Raw genomic sequence first — 20,985 nt, forward strand, 5'->3', positions numbered from 1 at the left:
ATGAATTCAATAAATAGCCGGGTCACGCGCGGCGGTTAATGCTGGGATGTTTGAAGCAATAACAAAGCACTGTGACCGATGACTTTGAGCGCGCCGTTGAGACCCGCGCCCGGGCCCTCGTTGTCGTTACGCCCCTCAAGCAATTGCTTGACCGCCTTGAGCAGCTGCGCCGCAGAAGTGGCTTGTGCCGGGTTGTCGCGGGCCACTTCAAGCAAAGCCTGAATCGCCGGGTTATCCAGATTGATGTACAACCGCGCTACCGCCGAGCCATCGATGCCCGCGGTAAAACCGCGCACCAGGCGCAGGGCGGTCAGCGAAATCCGCTTGTCGGCCTCGTCGCTTTCCAACAGGCGCTTAAGCTCGGCTTCGCGGTCGGGTACCACCATCAGCGGCAATTCGGCCGGTGCAAAACGTGCAGGCACGACCTTTTCGCCATCGGCCAGCGCCGTCGTCAACCACTGCAGATCGGCTGGGGCCAGATCTTGCTCGGTAAACATATGGCGATTGCCCTGCTCGGTGCCGATCTCGACCAGGCGCCCGCCATGACGCTGCGCCCATTGCCGCAAAAACGGCAACACCGCATAGCGGTCGCCACGAGCCACCGGCACACCAAGCATGCGAAACAGCATGTCTTCAAAACCGCCGGTGCTCAGGCCTACGTGAATGGCGCCATCGCTGCGCAAGGCCGCCACGCGCAAATCGCCTTGCGAGGTAGGTACTCGCACCTCGTTCGCCAGTAGCTCGAACAAGCGCGAATCGCACAACGCCGCGCCAAGCAGTGCCTCGTTATGACGTTTGATAATGCGCCGCCAGGTTTCCGGCTGGCTGCGCGCGATATCGGCAAGGCCAGTGATCAAAGCCTCGCTGATCGCCTGCTGCGCGGCCCGATAGGCGTCATTGCGTTGCAGGTCTTCGCGGCTTGCGGTGGGCATCAGCTGATTAGACTCAACCACGCCTCCGACGAAACCCGCCCAGCTCGGCAGCAGGTCGCGTGCATCGTCATCGAGCAACATGCCGCGCACGAAGACGGAGAGATTGCGATTGTCGTTATTGCCGTAGGTGCCGCCGTCCTGCACCCACAGCATGCCGCGCAGAGGAGCATCGTCCTCGCTGCGAATCGGCAGCGTGCAAATTGGCTCGAAGTCGCGCTCAAAACGACTGGCAAAACGAAGATTGCGCTTGCGCGCCTGCACCGGATGCTCGGTCACCGAGGTGTCTTCATCACGCCAGGGCGGCGCCTCCAGATTCAGCGGCGTGGCGGCGTTACCAATATGGATGGGTGCGCGCAGCAAGGCACAGTAGCGGCCAAGCACATCAGCGAGATAAGCCTCACCCGCCAGCCTCGCATATTCCGCGCGCAGTTCCAGCTCGACTACCGTACCGACCTCACCGGCGGGTACGGCATGCAAGCTGTATTGCTCGCCATTGCTGGATTGATAACGCCAGCCGCGGTCGGGCTGTTGGAACGAGGTGGTGGTCACCGTGACCCGCTCGGCCAGCACGAAGGCCGATAGAAAACCCAGGCCGAACATGCCGATCAGCTCGTCTGCCGAATCTTTGTTCTGCCGCAGGCTGCGCGTATAGCCGGTGCCGACGGTAGCCAGATATTGGTGGATCTCTGCCTCGGTAAGGCCCGACCCCGTATCGGTAATACGTATCGTGCGTGCCGCGATATCACCGCTGACAGTAATGCGCGGCACGCCGGGTTCGGCCGGGTTTTCCACCCGGCGCCGCACCAGTGAGTCATGTGCGTTTTGCACTAGCTCGCGCAAAGCCACTAGCGGCGTTGAATAAAGGTGCTGACTCAGCACCGTCATCAAGCCGCTGAGGTCAACCCCTGCGGTGCGCAGTTGGGCGGGAGTATCGTCCATGGTGATCCCTTGAGCTGGTGCAATAAACGCCGAAATGTAAACGCGATGGCAACTTAAAGGAAGTGCGCTACAAAGCGTTTACCGTTTACGAAGTGACTCGCGACCAGAACTGCTTGACGCCATCGACCCAAGTCTTGGCACGCGGCATGTGTTTGTCGGCCGCACCATTGTCGAACGTGGCCTCCAGTTGCTCGAGCAAATCCCGTTGCTGCTTGGTCAAGCGCACTGGGGTTTCCACCACCACGCGACAGATCAAATCGCCCGAGCGGCCATTGCGTACCGACTTCACACCGCGCCCGCGCAAGCGAAACTGTTGGCCGGTTTGAGTCTCGGCCGGGATGTTGATCGGCACTTCGCCTTCCAGGGTCGGCACCGGGAGTTCGACACCGAGCGCCGCCTGCGAGAAGCGAATCGGCACTTCGCAATACAAATCGTTGCCTTCGCGCTGGAAAATCTTGTGCTCGCGCACGCGCATTTCGACGTACAGATCGCCGGCCGGCGCACCGCCCGGACCTGCCTCGCCCTGCCCGGTAAGCCGGATCCGATCGCCATTATCGACACCGGCCGGAATACGCACCGACAGCGAACGGGTTTCTTCCAGACGACCTTCGCCGCGGCACTGGCGACACGGCTTTTCGATTACTTGACCGTTGCCACCGCAATGCGGGCAGGCCTGCTGGATCGAAAAGATGCCATTCTGCATGCGCACGCGACCATGCCCCTGGCAGGTCTTGCACTGCACGACCTTGCCGTCCTCCGAGCCACTGCCATTGCAATGATGGCAATTGACCTGGGTTGGCACATCGATCTTCTTTTCGACGCCGAAGACGGCCTCCTCCAGATCGAGCTCCATCATGTAGCGCAGGTCGGCACCGCGGCGCTGACGTCCGCCGCCACCGCCCATGCCAAAAATATCGCCGAAAATATCGCCGAAGATGTCGCCCATGTCGCCGAACCCGGCGCCACCGCCGCGACCGCCCATGCCACCGTCGAAGGCAGCATGGCCGTGCTGGTCGTACATCGCGCGCTTCTGCGGATCGGCCAGCACTTCGTAGGCCTCTTTGGCCTCTTTGAATTTGTCCTGCGCCGCCGGATCGTCCGGGCAACGGTCAGGGTGGTACTTCATCGCCAAACGGCGAAAAGACTTCTTTAACTCGACCTCAGTCACCGTGCGTTCGACGCTGAGGACTTCGTAATAATCACGCTTGCTCATTTCATAATCCGCGATTCGATGCGCCGATCTGGGATAAACCACATCGCAGCCACCGTGGCGTAAAGTGCACAAGATATCCAGGGCGCCACAAACGCCAGCAAGATACCCATCAAATACACGACCGACGCTACCTTGCCCTTCCCATCGGAACCCAAGGCCTGCGCCAGCTCGGACGTCTTACCGCCATTGGCGGCAATCAACGAATACTGCAGAGGCAACCAGGCCAGAGCACACATGAGCAGCACCACGCCATAGACCGCTACCGGCAAGGTGGCGAAATGGTTTTCGCCCATCCAGCCGGTGGCAGCAGGCATCAGCGACAACCAGAACAGCAAATGCAGGTTGGCCCACAACACCCGTCCACTGACGACTTCCGCCATTCTCAGGAAATGATGATGGTTGTTCCAGTAAATGCCCACGTAGATGAAACTCATCACGTAACTAAGAAACACCGGCCACAACGGCTTGAGCGCTTCCCAGTGATCACCGTGGGGCACATGCAGCTCAAGCACCATGATCGTGATGATGATCGCCAACACACCATCACTGAAGGCTTCTAGCCGTCCCTTTTCCATCGTCGATCACCCCTCCCCAGAAACGACGAGCGCCCGACCAGGGCGCTCGTACGTATGGACGCGAGCTTAAGACGATTTACCGTCGTTTTTCACTTCGGTGAATTCAGCGTCGACCACATCGTCCGGCTGAGCCGAACCAAGCGGACCCGGCTGTGCACCCGGATCAGCCTGACCACCGGACTGAGCCGCGGCATACAGCGACTGCGCCGCCTGCTCCAGCTTCTCGACCTTCGACTCGATGGCCGCTTTGTCGTCGCTGTCCTTGACCTTCTCCAGATCGGCCAAAGCACCCTCGATGGTGCTGAGCTGCTCGGCCGGTACTTTGCCGCCATGCTCTTTCAACGCGCTACGGGTGGCATGTACCAGCTGATCCGCCTTATTGCGCACGCCTACCAGCTCGTGGAATTTCTTGTCTTCTTCTTTGTTCGCTTCGGCGTCGGCAACCATCCGTGCGATCTCGTCCTCGGACAAGCCCGAGCCGGCCTTGATTTCGATCTTCTGCTCTTTGCCGGTTTTCTTGTCTTTGGCCGACACGTGCAGGATGCCGTTGGCGTCGATGTCGAAGGTGACCTCGACCTGCGGCATGCCACGCGGTGCCGGCTCGATGCCGGACAGGTCGAACTTGCCCAGCGACTTGTTGGCGCTGGCGCGCTCGCGCTCGCCCTGCAACACGTGCACGGTCACGGCGGTCTGGTTGTCATCGGCGGTGGAGAAGGTCTGCGCTGCCTTGGTCGGCACCGTGGTGTTCTTCTCGATCAACTTGGTCATCACGCCGCCCATGGTCTCGATACCCAGCGACAGCGGGGTGACGTCGAGCAGCAGCACGTCTTTCACCGAACCACCGAGCACGCCGCCCTGGATGGCCGCACCTGCCGCAACGGCCTCATCCGGATTGACGTCTTTGCGCGGTTCTTTGCCGAAGAAATCCTTGACCGCTTCCTGCACCTTGGGCATGCGGGTCTGGCCGCCGACCAGGATCACTTCGTTGATGTCGGACACACGCAGCCCGGCATCGTTAAGTGCCGTGCGGCACGGCTCGATGGTGCGCTTGACCAGGTCTTCCACCAGCGCTTCGAGCTTGGCCCGGGTCAGCTTGATGTTCAGATGCTTCGGACCGGAGGCATCGGCGGTGACGTAGGGCAGATTCACTTCGGTCTGGTGCGCCGACGACAGCTCGATCTTGGCACGCTCTGCCGCGTCCTTCAGACGCTGCAAGGCCAACGGATCTTTGCGCAGGTCGATGCCCTGGTCCTTCTGGAATTCTTCGACCAGATAGTCGATGACGCGCATGTCGAAGTCTTCGCCACCCAGGAAGGTGTCGCCATTGGTCGCCAGCACTTCGAACTGCTTCTCGCCGTCGACTTCGGCGATTTCGATGATCGACACGTCGAAGGTGCCGCCGCCGAGATCGTAAACGGCGATCTTGCGGTCACCGCCTTTCTTGTCCATACCGTAAGCCAGCGCAGCCGCGGTCGGTTCGTTGATAATGCGAGACCGGCAATGCGGCCGGCATCTTTGGTGGCTTGGCGCTGGCTGTCGTTGAAGTAAGCCGGCACGGTGATCACCGCCTCGGTGACCGGCTCGCCCAGGTAATCCTCGGCGGTCTTCTTCATCTTCATCAGCACTTTGGCGGAGATTTCCTGCGGCGCCATTTTCTTGCCGTCGGAGGTCTCGACCCAGGCGTCGCCATTTTCATGCGCACTGATGCCGTAGGGCACGATGTGCAGGTCTTTCTGCACTTCGGCATCGGCGAATTTGCGGCCGATCAGGCGCTTCACCGCGTAGAAGGTATTTTTCGGATTGGTCACGCTCTGACGCTTGGCCGGCGCGCCCACCAGAACGTCGTTGTCCTTGCTGAATGCCACGATGGATGGCGTGGTGCGATCGCCTTCTGCGTTCTCGATGATCTTGACGCTGGTACCGTCCATGACGGCGACACAAGAGTTGGTTGTACCCAAATCGATGCCGATGATCTTGCCCATGTATATGCTCCGAATGCTTGGTGCGGCCCCCGCGGCCGCGATGAATTTTCAGATGGGGCCCGTGCCTGGCGATTCAATGCTGGCAAGGCCTCCGATGCTCTTTGTGCCGGCTGGATCAGGCGCCTTGTTCAGGTCGCCGCCAGCCAACGATGTGCGCTCAATCGTCTTTGGCGACGGCGACCAGCGCCGGACGCAATAGACGGTCGTTCAGCACATAACCCTTCTGCAGCACGCTGACCACCGTGCCCGGCGCCTTGCCTGGCGCCTCGACCATGCTCACCGCATGATGACGGTCAGGGTCCAGTGGCTGATCCATCGGATCGACCTGGGCCAGACCGTTGTTCTGGGCGATACGCAGCAACTCCTTCAAGGTGAGGTTGATGCCTTCGCGTACCGTGGCGATATCGCCACCCTCCACTGCAAGCCCGCGCTCCAGGCCGTCATAGATCGGCAGCAGCTCGTTCAGCAGTTTCTCGTTGGCAAAGCGGCGAGCCTGCTCCAGGTCCCGCTGCAAACGGCGGCGCTGGTTTTCCAGCTCGGCCTTTTCGCGCAGCACGGTATCGCGCAGCTCGGTATTGCTAGCCTCCAGCTCGGCCACCCGCGCCTTAAGCGTCTCCAGCTCAGCGCCTTGCTCGTTCGGCGGGTTGGCATCCGGCGCCCCGCTGGGTGCCTGCGAATCATTGTTCTGCATGAAAAACTCCAAGCCATATCCAAGGCCGGCATCAAGTGCCGACCGTCCAACATCGCGGGGAACCCCGCCTCCCGCAGCGGTTTATAAGGCCGTCGCAGCCCGATTCAAGGCATCGCTAAGTAAACCCGCCGTTGCCTGCACCACGGGAATCACCCGTTCGTAGGCCATGCGGGTGGGACCGATAACGCCCACGGCACCCAAAACCCGGCCCTGCGCACCATAGCTGGCGGTGACTACGCTGCAACCATCCAGCGCGGTGAAGCCCGATTCCTCGCCGATAAACAGCCGTACGCCCGGGGCTTTGGCGCACACCTCCATCAACTGCAATAACTCGTTTTTTTTCTGGAACGCCTCAAACAGCTCCCGCAAACGCTCTAGATTAGCTAATTCTGCGTAAGCCATCAGGTTGGTCTGGCCGCTGACCAGCACATCGTCGCCGCCCGCTTGCGGGGCAAATGAGGCCGCAGCTAGCTCGACAGTGCTTGACAACAGCTGATTCAGCTCGCTGCTTGCCTCGCGCAACTCACGCAGCAAATGCTCCAGCTCATGCGCCTCGACCGACTTGGCCAGCTGCACGATCCGGTTTTGTACCTGATTGTCGGAGAACACCAGGATGACCAGCACCCGGGCGTCCGGCAGCGAGACGAAATCGATATGCCGCAACGGAAAGTCGACCTGCCGCGGCACCGTGACCACGCCGGCAAAGCGGGTCATCGCCGAAAGCAGGGTGGAGACATTGCCAAGCAGGTCCAGCGTGGTGGTCGGTCCAGGCGGCAGCTCGCGCCGCAGCCGCGCCATATCGTCCAGCGCCAGTGGCTGCAATTCGAGCAAGCTGTCGACGAACAGGCGCAGGCCGCGCGGCGTGGGCACGCGCCCGGCCGAGGTATGCGGCGAGGCGACCAGGCCGGCATCCTCCAGGTCGGCCATGATGTTGCGAATCGTCGCTGGGCTCACATCCAGACCTGACGAGCGCGACAGCGTGCGCGAGCCTACCGGCTCGCCATCAGCCAGGTACTGCGCAATCAGCGTGCGCAACAAACGTCGCGCGCGGATATCTAGGTCGAGGCCAAGTAGTTGGGGCATGCGCTGTGGCAATCCGTGAGACTGCATTGAAATAAGGTCTGCGCCGGCAGTTTGCAAGAAATCCACCGCCATTGCCGGGTTGCCGCCATGAAAACATAGCTTAGTTGGCTTTTCGCCCACCCGGTGGGCTCCTACAACCCATCCCTACCCTTACAATCCCCCGACTTCACACCGCCGCTGCCTATGCTTACCTCGCTCTACGTACGTCATTTTGCCGTTGTCGAAGAAGCCGAGATCACCTTCGGCCCTGGGCTGACCGTGGTCAGTGGCGAAACCGGTGCCGGCAAGTCGCTGCTGGTCGACGCGCTGCTGTTACTCGCCGGCGCCCGTGCCGATAGCGGCATGGTTCGCGCCGGCAGCGACCGCGCCGAGCTGGCCGCGGAGTTCGACCTGAGCGACCTGCCCGAGGCCCGTGCGTGGCTGAAGCAGGAAGAACTGGACGAAGGCGATTCCTGCCAGCTGCGCCGGGTGATTCGCGCCGAAGGCAGCTCGCGTGCCTGGATCAACGGCCGCCCGGCCAACGCCAGCCAACTCGGCGAAGTAGCCGCCCTGCTGGTCGAGATTCACGGACAGCACGAACACCAGGCACTGCTGGCACGGTCGCATCAATTGGCCTTGCTCGACGCCTACGCCGGACATGACGAACTACTGGCGCAGCTGCGCGATAGCGCACAGCAATGGCGTGATATCGGCACACGCATCCGCAAGCTGAGCGGCGGCGAGGATCGCGAGCAACGTATCGAGCTGCTGCGTCATGAGCTGGCCGAACTGGAAAAATGGGCGCTTCCCACGGCCGAACTGGCCGAGCTGGAAGCCAGCCATAAACGCCTGTCCAACGCCGACCGGCTCGCCGAAGGCGCCGCTGGCGTCGCCGAATTGCTCGACGGCGATGGCGAATTCGCCCTGCGCCGCGCGCTGGGACGGGCTCACACTGAGCTGGGCAAGCTTGCCGTGATGGACGACAAACTCGCCCCATTGCTGGAGTTGCTGGACAACGCTGCCATCCAACTGGGAGAGGCGGCGGACGGCTTGGGCCACTACGCCCAGGATGTCGATCTCGATCCGGATCGCTACGCCCAGGTCGATACGCACCTCACCCGGCTACACGAACTTTCCCGCCGCCACCGCCTGCCAGTGGCGGAACTTCACGATAAGGCGAGCGCCCTGAGCGCCGAATTGACCGAGCTGGAGGGTGCCGGGGACGCCCTGGAGCAGTTGGCCAAACAGCGCTTGCACTTGCAGCAAACCTACGATCAGGTCGCCAGCGAGCTAAGCCACGCTCGCACCGCCGCTGCGCAAAAGCTTGGTGAAGAAGCCAGTGTGTTGATGAGTGAGCTGGGCATGACCGGCGGCCGCTTGATGGTCGAGCTGGAACCGACCAACGGCAGCGAGCCCGATAGCCAGGGCCGCGAACGCTGCGAGCTGTTGGTCAGCGCCAATCCAGGCCAGCCGCTACGACCGCTGCGCAAAGTCGCCTCGGGCGGCGAGCTGGCGCGTATCAGCCTGGCGATCGAGGTGGCAACTCTGGGCAAAGACACCGTCGGCAGCATGGTCTTCGATGAGGTCGACACGGGTATTGGCGGCGCGGTCGCCGAGGTGGTTGGGCAGAAACTTCGCGCGCTCGGCGCGCAACGCCAGGTGCTATGCGTTACCCATTTGCCGCAGGTGGCAGCCCAGGGGCACGCGCATCTAAGGGTGGCCAAGCATAGCGATGGCTCCAGCACGCACACCCAGATCAGCAAGCTCGACGCCAGCGGACGCCGCGATGAACTGGCCCGCATGCTCGGTGGCGTGGAAATCACCCGTGAAACCCGCGCCCATGCAAAGCAAATGCTGGAGCGCGCGCAAACCGCGGCCTAAACCACCGAGAACCCTCAAGGCCGCCTTGCACAAGGCAGCCCCTTTGCCGGCGCCATCACCCCCGTGGCGGCAACAAGCCTCGATCGCTGGCCATGCGATACAGATCCAGTTCCGAGCCAGCCCCCAGCTTGCCCATCAGGCTGGCGCGGTGGATGTAGATGGTTTTCTGGCCGATACCCAACTCGGCCGCCGCCTGCTTGGGCGCACGCCCCGCCGCCAACAACAGGAAAACCTCGCGCTCGCGCACCGTAAGCCGGCTGATCGGGTCGAGCGCCTCACTCGGTCGTTCCGCACGGCGCTGGCGCAGGTCCGAGCTCAAGAAACACTCACCCAGCATCACCGCGCGTAATCCGGCCACCAGCTCCTCCGGCGCCACCCCCTTGGTGACATAGCCACTGGCGCCACGGCGCAGCGCCTCGGATACGTAGGGCTCGCCGTCGTGCATGCTGAGCACCACGATGCGGGTATCCGCGGCCACGCTCAACAAATGCTCGATCAGCGGCAGGCCGCTTCCATCCGGCAACGACAAATCCAAGGCGACGAGGTCGGGTCGGCGCAGGCCGACCGCCTCCACGGCGTCATCCGCACTGCGGCATTCGGCGACCACCTCAAGATCCGGCTCCATTTCAATGAGCCGTTTGAAGCCTTCGCGGACAATGGCATGGTCGTCGACCAAAACGATGCTGTACATAGCCGCACTGTATAGCAGGCGAGCGCATCAACACATCGACTTTGTGATGTTGCGGTGAAATGCATCTCGCTTGCCACGTGGCAATCCACGAACATCGTAAAACCGTGCCGGAAGCGAGCACTCTGAGCGGCCTCTTTCGAGCCGAAAACATCCTCCCCTTACTTGACCAAGTATCGACCTACACTGCCCTTGCGCACCTCAGCCCGGTGCGCAAGGGCTACTCAGAGATCCTGAACAGGCTTTAATCTCCCGCATGACCTCGAAACCCGCTTCGTCCCTCAGCGTTGGCCCGCTCTACGCCATTGGCTACTTTGTGCTCTGGCTGTTGCTGTGGCCGACCGAGCAACCGTATTGGATGCTGCCCTACGGCTTGCGCTTCGGCGCCCTGTTGCTAGCGCCGTTTCGTTACTGGCCCTGGCTGATCGGCGCTGAGATGGCGGCCACCGGCACCATCATCGCGGCCAAAGAGCTGCCTATGGGCTGGCTGAATTTTGCCGGGGACGAGCTACCTGAGCTGCTGGTCGTCGCCATCAGCCTGTGGCTTATGCGCCGAGCCAACCTGCACGCCAGCCTGCGCAATCCCGAGGATGTTTCGCGATTGCTGCTATCGGCCGCCTTTACGGTGGCTGCGAGTACCGCCGTCGAAGGCGCACTACTGGCCGCATTTCATCCCATTTCGTCTTCGGACCTGCTGGTGCAGGCGCTGGGGCAAGATCTGCTGGGCAACTATGTCGGCGTCCTGCTGGCTGTTCCCTTGATGATTCTGCTGGCACGCGCCCGACTGAGTCGACGCGCCCTGATGCGCCTGATAACGGATGGCTTGCTGGTGATGTTGCCGGCGCTGACGATCTTGTTGGTGCTCACCGCCCATGCCGCCCCGCAGCCACAATTTGCGCGCGTCTTGTCGCTGGCACCGGTGCTGTTCTTCGCCTTCCGCCACGGCTGGCGCGGCGCCAGCCTGGCCATGCTGGTATCCAGCCTGGGCATGACGGCCGTGGATCACTGGGTCGGCCATGCCCCGCCGAATGCTTCGGCCCATCTCTTTCTGGCGGTTGCCGGTACCGGCGCATTGATGCTTGGCTCGGCGACAGATGCCTTGCGCCGCAGTAGCGAGCGCGTGGCTGAGCAAAATGTCTATCTGGCCGCGGTTAACCGGCGCCTCGATCACCTCGCGCGCCAGCTGCGCGACGCCGCGCGCGGCAACCTGCAAGCCGAAGAAAATCAGCGCCGGCACATGGCCTCTGAACTGCATGACGAACTTGGCCAAAACCTCACCGCGATCCAGACCCACGTCAAGCTCGCACAATCACGACTGGCGCAAGTCGGCATGGAGGATATCGGCACTTCGATCAATGCCATTCTTGGGCATATGCGTCGCGCCCTGCACCGCATGCTGGACGATTTACGCCCCGCCGTGCTGGATGAATTCGGCTTGCTACGCGCCTTGGACGAAGGCCCCATCCGTGACCTGCTAAGCACCGCCGGCATTGCCTATCACACCGACTTACACGGCGACCCACGCCTGCTGGACGAAGATGCCCGCACGGCGATCTATCGGTTAGTGCAAGAAAGCGCCACGAACGCGGTCAAGCACGCGCAAGCCCACAGTTTCCAGCTACGCCTGCGCATCGGCGAACGCCAAGGTAGCGTGCTTGCCCTATTGGACATTCGCGATGACGGTATCGGCCTGCCCAGCCGCATGCCGCGAAACGGGCGTGGATTGCAGGGCCTGCGCGATCGCGTCACCTCGCTTGGCGGGCTATTTCGCCTTCGCCCTGAAGCGCAAGGCGTACATCTACGTATCCTGCTGCGCAGCAGCAATGCCACTTCCGTCACAAACCGGATCTAGGAATGCCTCAACTAGGAAATTTTCCAATACCGGGCTCGTGAAGTGTTCGTTAGGATTTGTTCATTGATGTGGGGGAGCCACCATCGCGAGATGGTGTGCCGTACCAACCGTGGGGACGGTTGGTACGAAGAACGGCAGGAAGCTGTTCCGCCGGTATTGACGGTAAGCCTTGTGCCAGCGAGCAATTCGCACAGCCAAGAGCCGATTGATAACGGATCAGCCGCTGGGTGGACAGGAGTCCTCCCGCGGCTTTTTTTATGCCCGGGCGTAATTCGTCCAGGCATTGAGCCCATCCGGCCCTGCCAGCCAGCCCCGCCCCTGAAATGCAAAAAGGGCCGGCAGCGCAAGCCACCGGCCCCCATCGTGCTTTAACGAGGAATTACTTGGCGCGCTGCTTCGGACGCACGTACAGCACCAGGCTGTGATCCTCGATCACATAGCCATGGCGAGCCGCAATTTCTCGCTGCAGGCGTTCAATCTCCTCACTGACGAACTCAATCACTTTGCCGCTGTCCACATCAATCATGTGATCATGATGCTGGCCGCGATCCAGCTCGTAGACAGCCTGACCGCCCTCGAAATTGTGCTTGACCACGATACCGGCCGCCTCGAACTGGGTCAGCACACGGTAGACAGTGGCCAAGCCAATGTCCTCCTGGTGAGCAAGCAATTTTTTGTAAATATCTTCGGCGGTGAGGTGATGCGCTTCCTCATCTTCGAAGATCTGAAGGATCCGCATACGGGGGTGGGTGACTTTCAGTCCAGCCCTGCGCAGTTCCTTAGTTTCCTGTTCCATAGCAAGCTCCAGGCACACACGGTGCTACCAAGCCGTTAGTGTATCATCCGACACCTTTACGATCCGGACGCAACACGCATGCATAACCTGATTCGCACGCTGGGTTTCGCCATGCTGGCACTTTCTCTTGCCAGCTGCCGCCTCGTGTATACCCCCGACGTGCAACAAGGCAACCTGCTCGACAAGAAAAATGTGGCCCAATTGCAGCCCGGCATGACCAAACGCCAGGTACTTGTCTTGCTCGGTTCGCCCTCGGTCAGCACCCCGTTCGACCAGAACCGCTGGGATTACGTCTCCACCCAGCAGCATCGTGGCGGCCCGATCAAGGTACGTACGCTTAGCCTGGCCTTTAATAACGACACGCTGGTGCGCACCGACGGCGACTTCTTCGCCGAAGACGCGCAACAGCTAGTCAAGGACAGCAAGAAATATCACGCCAGCTACCCTGTCGATGAAACCCAGGGCGACAAGAGCAAGACCCCTGACGAAGAAAAGAAAGACAGCGGCGACAGCGACAAAAAGTAACGGCTCTGGGTTGGGTTGATCGCAAACTCAACACCCCAAAGTTAAGGCCCATGGGCGCGCCGACGGCGCGCCTCTTTGGGATCCAGCGAAAGCGGCCGGTAAATTTCGATGCGGTCGCCTTCGCGTAATACGTCATCGAGCGCGACCTTGCGCGAAAAGATCCCGAGTCGAGTCGGATCGATTTGCAATCCCGGCACCGCCGCAACGATATTTGAAGCATCGATGGCTTGTATCACCGTACTGCCCACAGGCAGGCTTACGCGCCGCAGGATTTGATAATCGGCGGCTGCGTAGACCACCTCTACTGTCATGCGGTCAGCCATAGGCCCGCTCGGCTTCCCGGCAAAAGTCGTCGACCATACGGCTTGCCAACCCCTGGAAGCCAAGCTTGAGAGCGGCGCCTCCAAGTCGGTTGGCATAATCGAAATCAAGCGTGAAGGCAATTTTGCAGCCGGCATCGCCAAGCGCGGCGAACTCCCACAACCCATCCAGACTACGGAATGGCCCCTCAACCAGACTCATTTGCAGGCGACGCGGCCGCTCCGCGGTATTACGGGTAGTGAAGCTATGGCGGAAACCGGCAAATTTCAGATCTAACCGGGCAACCAGCATCTCGCCCTCACGCTCTAAAATTTCGGCGCCAGAACACCAAGGGAAGCGCTTTGGGTATGCTTCGACTTCATTGACCAGGTCGAACATCTGCGCTGGTGAATACTTCACCAAAGCACTACGGCGAATTTCGATCACGTCAGCCTCATCGAATCATTCAGTATCTGGCCCCCTCTCTGGCCGGATCACCAGCAGGGCATATAGCCCGAAGTTTAACGGACATGGCCAAGGCGAAGGACAAAGACAAACAAGGTGGCGGCACGATCGCGCTCAACAAGCGCGCCCGTCACGAATATCACATCGACCAACGCTACGAGACGGGTATCGCCTTGCAGGGTTGGGAGGTGAAATCATTGCGTGCGGGCCGGATCAACTTCAGCGATAGCTACGCCATCGTCAAAAACAACGAAATCTTCCTGGTCGGCACCTCGATCCCGCCGCTGATCAGCGCATCCACGCACGTCATTGCCGAAGATCGGCGCACCCGCAAACTGCTGTTGCACCGGAAAGAAATCGACCAGCTGGTCGGCGCAGTCGAACGCAAGGGCTACACTCTGATCCCCATGGCGCTGTACTGGAAAGGCAATAAGGTAAAGCTGGAAATCGGCTTGGCGCGCGGCAAACAAGAGCACGACAAGCGCAATACCGAGAAAGAACGCGACTGGCAGCGCGAAAAGCAGCGAACCATGCGATCACACAATCGCGCGGCTTAAGTAGCAAGCAACACGCCGGCGCCGCGATCCCTTATACTTCGCCGGTTCCAGCAGTTTTTCCCCGGGGGTGTCATGGCTTCGACGGGGGTAGTGAGATAGTTTGGTGCATGCCGAGGGGGCAGCTTTCCTCGTTAAACCAGCCGCAAACTTATAGTTGCCAACGACGACAACTACGCTCTAGCCGCTTAAGGCTTAGCCCCGAACCCACTTGTGCCTGTGCTCGTGGATGTAGGGTCACTATCACGGGATCGCCGAAGATTGCCGCCTGTCGGTCTTAGGTCAAATCAAGCGGGCTGGTCCTTCGATGCGCTTCGCACATCGTGCTGTCGCGGGATGAGATTCAACGGTGAGCTAAGCATGTAGTACCGGGCGTCAAACGCCTTCGGACGCGGGTTCGACTCCCGCCACCTCCACCAATAAAGCGTCCACGGACGTAACAAGAAGGCCGGAAACCCTAGCAACAGCAAAGGTTCCGGCCTTTTTCTTGCGCAGTACCTTCCGATACTGGCCATGAGTTTGACGAATTCATCTGGGCAGCGCGCCAGGACTTCTAGCTCGGCGTGAGCGTGGCCAGCCAGGTCTACAAGAGCACCGTCGATCGCCCCCAACCGGCCAACGGCGCTGACTGAAGATATGGGGTTACTCCCGCACACCCTTCTCGATGTCATTACATAACGCGGTGGCAATCACATAAGGTGAATCGCCTCGCAGGAGACTTCGATGGGCACTTCAGAGCCGCACAAACACGATCACGAACATCACCACAGCCACGCTGTGGCGGCCGATGCCGACAAAAAGTATCTGATCATCGCGCTGCTATTGCTGCTGAGTTTCATGGCGGTCGAAGTGGTGATCGGCATCATGGCCAAGTCGCTGGCATTGCTTTCCGACGCCGGCCATATGCTTACCGATGTGGGCGCCATCGGGCTGGCGTTGGTGGCCATGCGCTTGGCCAAACGACCAGCCACTGGCAGCTATACGTTCGGTCTCAAACGCGTGGAAATCCTGAGTGCGCAGGCCAATGGCGTGACCCTGTTACTGCTGTCAGCCTGGTTCATCATAGAGGCCATTCGTCGACTGATCGATCCGCCTGTCGTAGAAGGCCAGTTGGTCACGGTGATCGCCGTGGTTGGTATCGGCGTCAACCTGCTGGCGGTGTGGGCCATGAGCAAAGCCAACCGGCAGAGCCTCAATGTAGAAGGCAGTTTCCAGCACGTACTCACCGATCTCTATGCATTCATCGCGACAGCTATTGCTGGCGGCATCATCTGGTGGACGGGCTGGAATCGTGTGGACTCCATCGCCACCCTGGTCGTGGCAGGCTTGATGCTCAAAGCCGGCATCGGATTGGTACGCGAATCGGGGCGCATTTTTCTGGAGGCTGCACCGCGCGGCCTCGACCCTCTTGAGATTGCCGAAGCAATCCGTGCCGTGCCAGCGGTGACCCGCTTGGACGACCTACACGTATGGGAGGTGACCTCGGGCATGCCGGCGCTGTCGGCGCACATCTATGTCGACCACGATATCGACTGCCACGACGTGCGGCGCACCATCGAGGCGATGTTGCACGACCGCTTCGACATCACGCATACCACCTTGCAGACCGATCACGCCGCGGTCGGTCAAATCGAGTCAGCGAACTGCGCGTTTGAATCTCGCACTGACGAGAAACACTACCCCACCTGACCGATCAAATCATCACGCTTGCGGCGCCATCGACCTGTCGCTGGCTTGGCGACCCGCACTCCCCCAACTCGGTCAGGCGCTGGCAATAGGCCATCTGCTCTTTGGTATACCCCGACTTCTTCAGCGCCTTTGCGCCCCTCCTCCAGGAGTCGGAAGCAAGCCCACCTTTACTTATAAATGGCTACGAATTTCCGGGACGACGTCAGCTCTTCCTCGTCCCGCCATAGCGCGGCGATCCCTGTAGAGGCACCTTTGGCCTTCTGCAAATCTTCCAGGAAGGTAGTCAGCTGGATCCGCGGCAAGGCGACGTTGAAGATGTAGAGGATAAAAGCCATGAGCGCGCCAATACTGATGCTGCCGCTGCTTACCCGCGAACTACCGTAGATCAGGATGACCAGAATCGCCGCGGTGAGTAACAGGCTGATCAGCGGCCCGAGCACAGCACTGATCTTTGCCACCTGGACGCCAAGTCGCCGATGTCGTGGATCTCTTGCCAACTGCGTTCGCGCTCGTGCGCCGTGGCCGGCACAGCCTAAAAAACACCGGACTGACAAACAGCGAAAGATGCAATTCAACGCTTATTCTGCTAGCGATGCACCCAAGATCGTACGGTTGCCCATCCGCTGACCGACCGGCGGCCGCCCCACCCGGTTAGCGTGTAGAATGCTGTTTTTAGCCAGTTTTTAAGCCAGTAGTTATGGTGCAAGCTTCTCAACGGACGATGGTCCGTGGCCCCACGTTTATCCGCTTGCTCGCTCGCTTGACGGACGTTGACGTCCCCCCGTCCAGACAATCGTTGTCAGACCGTCTAAGCCATTGGCTCGACTGGACTCACGCCATCACGCTGTCCACAGCGCTTGATGGCAAACCGTCTTCGTTGGCCACCGGCGCAGTAGCCCCTGGCAACGCTGAGGAGTCCGAGTGCGCTCGTGTGCGCGCCTCGTTGAGTGCCGCCATGACTGCTGGCGGTGAAAGCCCTCCCGCAACGCGATATGAGGCTGAGCCCGCCGAGCAGGATTACGAGGTCTTTCGTAAGCGCTATCTCGCCTTGCAGCGGGCCATGCAGACGGCCACCGGCCATCTGCGCGGCCGTCTGCGGGACATACTCGCCCAGAGCTCGGTCGACATGCTCCGACTCGCGGACGTGGATGCGGCCATGGAGCTTGCGTTAAGCCCGCGAGAGCAGGCACTGCTGGCTAGCGTGCCCGCCCTACTCGGGGAACATTTCGAACGCTTACGCCAGGCCGAGCACCAGGCGCTGGCCGATGCGCAAGTAGCGGACGGCATACCAACACCAACGCCCGGCGCTTGGCTGGAGGTGTTTCGCAAGGACATGCAGAGCGTCTTGCTCGCTGAACTGGATGTTCGTTTTCAACCGGTCGAAGGCTTGCTCGCAGCGCTTCGCACCAGCTAACTGGGTAGTCATGTTCAAAAATCTTGTAAATCTCGCAGTGTTCTTTGCGGGCCTTGGCGCAGTGTGCTGGATTGGCACTGGCTATGTTGGATCCAATCCGCTGGCGCTGGCCGTCTCCACGCTCATCATCACCTGCTACCTTGCCGGTGCCCTTGAGCTATATCGATATCGGCAGGCCACCTCTACGCTGGCGCGCGCCGTGACAGACTTGTCCGCCGCACCAGTCAACCTGGGTGCCTGGCTCGACCGCTTGCAGCCCAGCCTGCGCAACGCGACACGCCTGCGCATCGAGGGCGAACGCGTGGCCTTGCCCGTGCCGGCCCTGACGCCTTATCTGGTTGGCTTGCTCGTCCTGCTTGGCATGCTCGGCACGCTACTGGGGATGATGGCAACCCTCAGAGGCACGGGGATGGCCCTGGAGAGTGCGACCGATCTGCAGGCTATCCGCGGATCTCTCGCCGCGCCGGTGAAAGGGCTAGGGTTTGCGTTCGGCACGTCGATAGCCGGCGTGGCCAGCTCGGCCATGCTTGGACTGCTTTCGGCGCTATGCCGGCGCGAGCGGCTCTATGCGGTGCAGCAACTGGATCTGAAGATCGCGACGACACTACGCGTTTATTCGCAAAGCCATCAGCGCGAGGAGGCCTTCAAGCTTCTTCAGCAACAGACTCAGATGATGCCTGCGTTAATCGATCGCCTGCAGCTGATGATGACGACTATCGAGCAGCAGAGTATCTCTGCAAGCGAGCGGCAGATGGTCAGCCATGACGTTTTCCACGCCAAGACCGAGGCTACCTACACACGCCTCGCCGCCTCTGTAGAGGCGTCGTTGAAAGAGAGTGTCAGCGCAAGCGCCCATGCCGCCGGCACGGCGCTGCAACCCGTCATGGAGGCCACGATGGCGGACCTCGCACGCCAGACCGCGTTACTGCACGACACGGTCACCCACGCCGTACAGCAGCAGCTAGAGGGATTGTCGGCCGGCTTCGAAACGACCACGACCATGGTGGCGGATCGTTGGGCAGAGGCGCTGGTGGAACACCGGCGATCAAACGAAGGGCTTAGCCGAGACCAGCGCAACTCGCTTGAACAATTCACCGAGATCTTCGAAAACCGATCGAGCGGATTATTGGAGGGCGTCTTCGCCCGCCTGGACACCACGGCAGCTAGCGTCAGTGAGGCATGGAACCATGCGCTATTGCGGCAAGAAAGCGTCAACGACGAGCTTGCGACCCGCAACCAGCAAGCGTTGAGCGTGGCAGCTGCGACCATCGAGGAGCATGCGACATCGCTGGTCCACGTCGTGCAGCAATCCCATGTGAACCTGCAGGCAGCGCTCGAAGCGCGCGACCAGGAACGACTGGCGAGCTGGGCAACGACATTCGGCTCGATGAGCACGGCGCTAAGCGACCACTGGGAAAAAGCAGGCCAGCAGGCCGCGAGCCAACAGCAGGCGATTTGCGACACGCTAGCGCAGACCGCGACCGATATCTCGGCACAGACACAGGCACATGCCAGCGACACGATTGCCGAGATCTCCCGGCTGGTCCAGGTCGCCTCGGAAGCGCCCAAGGCTGCGGCCGAGATCGTCGCCGAGCTACGCCAGAAACTCTCCGAGAGCATGGCCCGCGACACGGCGATGCTGGAGGAACGAAGCCACCTGCTGGCCACGCTGGAAACCCTTCTCAACGCCGTGAACCATGCGTCTACCGAGCAACGGACTGCCATCGACACGCTGGTCGCCACATCGGCGGACCTGCTTGATCGCGTCAGCAGCCGCTTCAGCGAGCATATCGAAACTGAAACCGCCAAGCTCGGCGCGGCGGCCGTGCAAGTCACCGGCGGAGCCGTCGAGGTGGCAAGCCTGAGCGATGCCTTCGGAACCGCCGTACAGCTGTTCGGTACATCAAACGACAAGCTGATCATCCATTTGGAGCGTATCGAAACCGCGCTCGACAAATCGCTCACTCGCAGCGACGAACAGCTGGCGTACTACGTCGCGCAGGCCAAAGAGGTTATCGATCTAAGCATGCTGTCGCAAAAACAGATCATCGAGGAAATGCAACAGCTGGCCGATCAGCAGGCATCCCTCAGGGCCGAAACGGCATGAGCGACGAACTGGATGGCGAAGCGGAGTCGACGGCAACCATCTGGGCCGCCTTTGGCGACCTTATGTCGGTATTGCTGGGTGCATTCGTGCTCATCTTGGTGGGCGTCATCGGTGTGCAGCTGCAACTCTCGAACCGGCTTGAGGAAGAGACCAAGCAACGACAGCTCGAAGCACAACGCCGCAAGACCCTGGAACAGGCGCTCGCGGCTCCGCTGGCAGCCGGTCGGGTAACCCTCGTCAACGGACACATCGGCATTCGCGGTAGCGTGTTGTTCGCCTTGAACTCCGATCAGCTGCAGCCCGAAGGGCGCGACGTACTGACAAGCCTGGCAGGCCCTCTTGCCGGCTACCTCAAGTCGCGCGATGAAATCCTGATGGTGAGTGGTTTCACCGATGATCGGCAGGTACGCGAGAGCAATCGCCAATTCGCCGACAACTGGGAGCTATCGGCGGAGCGCGCATTGACCGTGACTCGTGCCTTGATTGCCGAAGGTGTTCCCGCCTCCTCGGTATTCGCTGCTGCCTTCGGTTCAGAACAACCCGTCAGCTCGAATGCCAATGACGAGGAACGGGCCAAGAACCGGCGAGTGGAGATCACCCCCATACCGAAGCCATCGACGGCAACGTCGGCAAGCCATGAGTGACCACGGGACAAGTCCACGAGTGGTGCTCGACGCGTGGCGGGCACGACACGCCGATCGCCTGAATCCGATTCGATTTCATTTCATCGAGGCGCTGGCCATGCGCGTGGCCAGCCATGACGGCGAGGCGCGACGCGTGCTGGAGCACAGGCTGTCGGTATTGATCGAGGCCTATACAGACGATCTCGAAAAAGCCGCATCCAAAATCGCCCCTACCCGGAGCACGACAGCCCTCGACTTACCGGCTCGTGGAGCGCTTGGCGAATTGGTCGATCACATCGCTAGCCAGGCGGCAGCGCGTGGCGACCCGCTCGCCGCCATTGACACGGCCGCTAGCCCCTCCAGCTTTCCCCAATTGGATGTGCTGGCTGAATTCAAGAAAATCTGGTCCAAAGCCCGTACCGAAAACCAAGTGCGGCAGGCACTGGAGCAAATACCCACGAATGCCGGCCCGCTCAACTCAGGCAACCTCGTACACCGATCGCTTACGCTTATGCGCGAGCTATCGCCAGGGTATCTCGAGCAGTTTCTGTCTTACGTCGACGCCTTGTCATGGATAGAACACATGAACCAAAGCCGCGGCTTGGCGGCCAAAGATGCGCCACAGGCGCAGAGCACCAAAAAACCCGCGCGGCGCAAGCCGCGTGAGCGCCATGAGTGAGCTCGGTCTATGCCAACC

Annotated in this window: 19 protein-coding genes, 1 other RNA gene and 1 pseudogene; 10 read left to right on the forward strand and 11 right to left on the reverse strand. The window is 60.8% G+C overall.

Features of this window, described 5'->3' with window-relative positions:
- Positions 1-35 precede the first annotated feature (35 nt).
- From OUZ52_RS04400 to OUZ52_RS04425, 6 genes and pseudogenes are all read right to left on the reverse strand, one after another.
- Positions 36-1,871: an ATP-binding protein gene (locus OUZ52_RS04400; RefSeq protein ID WP_266157115.1), complete on the reverse strand. Its 1,836-nt coding sequence runs from the start codon at positions 1,869-1,871 to the stop codon at positions 36-38.
- 85 nt (positions 1,872-1,956) lie between these two features.
- Positions 1,957-3,084 (reverse strand): molecular chaperone DnaJ, encoded by a 1,128-nt coding sequence (dnaJ, locus tag OUZ52_RS04405; protein WP_266157116.1) that lies wholly within the window; start codon positions 3,082-3,084, stop codon positions 1,957-1,959.
- Positions 3,081-3,659, reverse strand: a complete 579-nt coding sequence (locus OUZ52_RS04410) for a TMEM175 family protein (RefSeq protein WP_266157117.1) — start codon at positions 3,657-3,659, stop codon at positions 3,081-3,083. Before OUZ52_RS04410 ends, dnaJ begins: the two co-directional genes overlap by 4 nt.
- 66 nt (positions 3,660-3,725) lie before the next feature.
- Positions 3,726-5,641 (reverse strand): annotated as a pseudogene (dnaK, locus tag OUZ52_RS04415) (molecular chaperone DnaK).
- Positions 5,642-5,798: 157 nt separating this feature from the next.
- A complete protein-coding gene (grpE, locus tag OUZ52_RS04420; RefSeq protein ID WP_266157118.1) occupies positions 5,799-6,332 on the reverse strand; it encodes a nucleotide exchange factor GrpE in 534 nt (177 codons plus the stop codon).
- An 81-nt stretch (positions 6,333-6,413) separates the two neighbouring features.
- On the reverse strand, positions 6,414-7,415 hold the full coding sequence (locus tag OUZ52_RS04425; protein WP_266157119.1) for an HrcA family transcriptional regulator: 1,002 nt from the start codon (positions 7,413-7,415) through the stop codon (positions 6,414-6,416).
- A gap of 183 nt (positions 7,416-7,598) precedes the next feature.
- On the opposite strand from OUZ52_RS04425, the gene recN reads away from it, so the two are divergent.
- Positions 7,599-9,275, forward strand: coding sequence for a DNA repair protein RecN (gene recN, locus OUZ52_RS04430; RefSeq protein ID WP_266157120.1), 1,677 nt, complete (start codon positions 7,599-7,601; stop codon positions 9,273-9,275).
- 55 nt (positions 9,276-9,330) lie between these two features.
- Here the strand turns inward: recN and OUZ52_RS04435 are convergent, their stop codons facing one another.
- Positions 9,331-9,966: a response regulator transcription factor gene (locus OUZ52_RS04435; RefSeq protein ID WP_266157121.1), complete on the reverse strand. Its 636-nt coding sequence runs from the start codon at positions 9,964-9,966 to the stop codon at positions 9,331-9,333.
- 253 nt (positions 9,967-10,219) lie between these two features.
- Between OUZ52_RS04435 and OUZ52_RS04440 the strand changes: the two genes are divergently transcribed.
- The gene (locus OUZ52_RS04440) at positions 10,220-11,815 is read left to right on the forward strand and encodes an MASE1 domain-containing sensor histidine kinase (RefSeq protein WP_266157122.1); all 1,596 of its coding nucleotides are present in this window, start codon (positions 10,220-10,222) and stop codon (positions 11,813-11,815) included.
- A 379-nt stretch (positions 11,816-12,194) separates the two neighbouring features.
- Here the strand turns inward: OUZ52_RS04440 and fur are convergent, their stop codons facing one another.
- Entirely contained in the window at positions 12,195-12,611 is a 417-nt protein-coding gene (fur, locus tag OUZ52_RS04445) for a ferric iron uptake transcriptional regulator (protein ID WP_266157123.1), read from the reverse strand.
- Between the two features lie 78 nt (positions 12,612-12,689).
- On the opposite strand from fur, the gene OUZ52_RS04450 reads away from it, so the two are divergent.
- Positions 12,690-13,136 (forward strand): outer membrane protein assembly factor BamE, encoded by a 447-nt coding sequence (locus OUZ52_RS04450; RefSeq protein ID WP_266157124.1) that lies wholly within the window; start codon positions 12,690-12,692, stop codon positions 13,134-13,136.
- 41 nt (positions 13,137-13,177) lie between these two features.
- On the opposite strand, the gene OUZ52_RS04455 is transcribed toward OUZ52_RS04450, so the two are convergent.
- Together OUZ52_RS04455 and OUZ52_RS04460 are read right to left on the reverse strand one after the other, a co-directional pair.
- Entirely contained in the window at positions 13,178-13,447 is a 270-nt protein-coding gene (locus OUZ52_RS04455) for an RnfH family protein (protein WP_266157125.1), read from the reverse strand.
- A 4-nt stretch (positions 13,448-13,451) separates the two neighbouring features.
- Positions 13,452-13,883, reverse strand: a complete 432-nt coding sequence (locus OUZ52_RS04460) for a type II toxin-antitoxin system RatA family toxin (RefSeq protein WP_266157126.1) — start codon at positions 13,881-13,883, stop codon at positions 13,452-13,454.
- 83 nt (positions 13,884-13,966) lie between these two features.
- Between OUZ52_RS04460 and smpB the strand changes: the two genes are divergently transcribed.
- The 3 genes from smpB (at position 13,967) to OUZ52_RS04475 (ending at position 16,144) form a co-directional block, all read left to right on the forward strand.
- Entirely contained in the window at positions 13,967-14,458 is a 492-nt protein-coding gene (smpB, locus tag OUZ52_RS04465) for an SsrA-binding protein SmpB (protein WP_114845932.1), read from the forward strand.
- Between the two features lie 63 nt (positions 14,459-14,521).
- Positions 14,522-14,874: a transfer-messenger RNA gene (gene ssrA, locus OUZ52_RS04470) on the forward strand.
- 304 nt (positions 14,875-15,178) lie between these two features.
- Entirely contained in the window at positions 15,179-16,144 is a 966-nt protein-coding gene (locus OUZ52_RS04475; protein WP_266157127.1) for a cation diffusion facilitator family transporter, read from the forward strand.
- A gap of 167 nt (positions 16,145-16,311) precedes the next feature.
- Here OUZ52_RS04475 and OUZ52_RS04480 read toward each other — a convergent pair whose 3' ends face one another.
- Positions 16,312-16,602, reverse strand: a complete 291-nt coding sequence (locus tag OUZ52_RS04480; protein WP_266157128.1) for a 6TM ABC transporter family protein — start codon at positions 16,600-16,602, stop codon at positions 16,312-16,314.
- Positions 16,603-16,841: 239 nt separating this feature from the next.
- On the opposite strand from OUZ52_RS04480, the gene OUZ52_RS04485 reads away from it, so the two are divergent.
- Genes OUZ52_RS04485 through OUZ52_RS04500 form a run of 4 tightly spaced genes read left to right on the forward strand, consistent with a single transcriptional unit; the run spans position 16,842 to position 20,967 of the window.
- Positions 16,842-17,558 carry a DUF3348 domain-containing protein gene (locus tag OUZ52_RS04485; protein WP_266157129.1) on the forward strand — a complete coding sequence of 239 codons (717 nt, stop codon included), beginning with the start codon at positions 16,842-16,844 and terminating at the stop codon, positions 17,556-17,558.
- Positions 17,559-17,568: 10 nt separating this feature from the next.
- Positions 17,569-19,665, forward strand: a complete 2,097-nt coding sequence (locus OUZ52_RS04490) for a DUF802 domain-containing protein (protein ID WP_266157130.1) — start codon at positions 17,569-17,571, stop codon at positions 19,663-19,665.
- Complete coding sequence (locus tag OUZ52_RS04495) at positions 19,662-20,309, forward strand: OmpA family protein (protein WP_266157131.1); 648 nt, start codon at positions 19,662-19,664, stop codon at positions 20,307-20,309. The genes OUZ52_RS04490 and OUZ52_RS04495 overlap by 4 nt, the downstream gene beginning before the upstream one ends.
- Positions 20,302-20,967, forward strand: coding sequence for a DUF2894 domain-containing protein (locus OUZ52_RS04500; RefSeq protein ID WP_266157132.1), 666 nt, complete (start codon positions 20,302-20,304; stop codon positions 20,965-20,967). The genes OUZ52_RS04495 and OUZ52_RS04500 overlap by 8 nt, the downstream gene beginning before the upstream one ends.
- Positions 20,968-20,985: the final 18 nt, after the last annotated feature.

The sequence above is a fragment of the Dyella silvatica genome (genome assembly GCF_026283955.1).
Lineage (GTDB): Bacteria > Pseudomonadota > Gammaproteobacteria > Xanthomonadales > Rhodanobacteraceae > Dyella_C > Dyella_C silvatica.

Coding starts and splice junctions, on each gene's coding strand:
- OUZ52_RS04495 (WP_266157131.1), top strand. CDS start 19,662: ATGAGCGACGAACTGGATGGCGAAGCGGAGTCGACGGCAACCATCTGG.
- OUZ52_RS04450 (WP_266157124.1), top strand. CDS start 12,690: ATGCATAACCTGATTCGCACGCTGGGTTTCGCCATGCTGGCACTTTCT.
- fur (WP_266157123.1), bottom strand. CDS start 12,611: ATGGAACAGGAAACTAAGGAACTGCGCAGGGCTGGACTGAAAGTCACC.
- recN (WP_266157120.1), top strand. CDS start 7,599: ATGCTTACCTCGCTCTACGTACGTCATTTTGCCGTTGTCGAAGAAGCC.
- OUZ52_RS04425 (WP_266157119.1), bottom strand. CDS start 7,415: ATGCCCCAACTACTTGGCCTCGACCTAGATATCCGCGCGCGACGTTTG.
- OUZ52_RS04400 (WP_266157115.1), bottom strand. CDS start 1,871: ATGGACGATACTCCCGCCCAACTGCGCACCGCAGGGGTTGACCTCAGC.
- OUZ52_RS04440 (WP_266157122.1), top strand. CDS start 10,220: ATGACCTCGAAACCCGCTTCGTCCCTCAGCGTTGGCCCGCTCTACGCC.
- dnaJ (WP_266157116.1), bottom strand. CDS start 3,084: ATGAGCAAGCGTGATTATTACGAAGTCCTCAGCGTCGAACGCACGGTG.
- OUZ52_RS04410 (WP_266157117.1), bottom strand. CDS start 3,659: ATGGAAAAGGGACGGCTAGAAGCCTTCAGTGATGGTGTGTTGGCGATC.
- grpE (WP_266157118.1), bottom strand. CDS start 6,332: ATGCAGAACAATGATTCGCAGGCACCCAGCGGGGCGCCGGATGCCAAC.
- OUZ52_RS04485 (WP_266157129.1), top strand. CDS start 16,842: ATGGTGCAAGCTTCTCAACGGACGATGGTCCGTGGCCCCACGTTTATC.
- OUZ52_RS04475 (WP_266157127.1), top strand. CDS start 15,179: ATGGGCACTTCAGAGCCGCACAAACACGATCACGAACATCACCACAGC.
- OUZ52_RS04490 (WP_266157130.1), top strand. CDS start 17,569: ATGTTCAAAAATCTTGTAAATCTCGCAGTGTTCTTTGCGGGCCTTGGC.
- OUZ52_RS04455 (WP_266157125.1), bottom strand. CDS start 13,447: ATGACAGTAGAGGTGGTCTACGCAGCCGCCGATTATCAAATCCTGCGG.
- smpB (WP_114845932.1), top strand. CDS start 13,967: ATGGCCAAGGCGAAGGACAAAGACAAACAAGGTGGCGGCACGATCGCG.
- OUZ52_RS04435 (WP_266157121.1), bottom strand. CDS start 9,966: ATGTACAGCATCGTTTTGGTCGACGACCATGCCATTGTCCGCGAAGGC.
- OUZ52_RS04500 (WP_266157132.1), top strand. CDS start 20,302: ATGAGTGACCACGGGACAAGTCCACGAGTGGTGCTCGACGCGTGGCGG.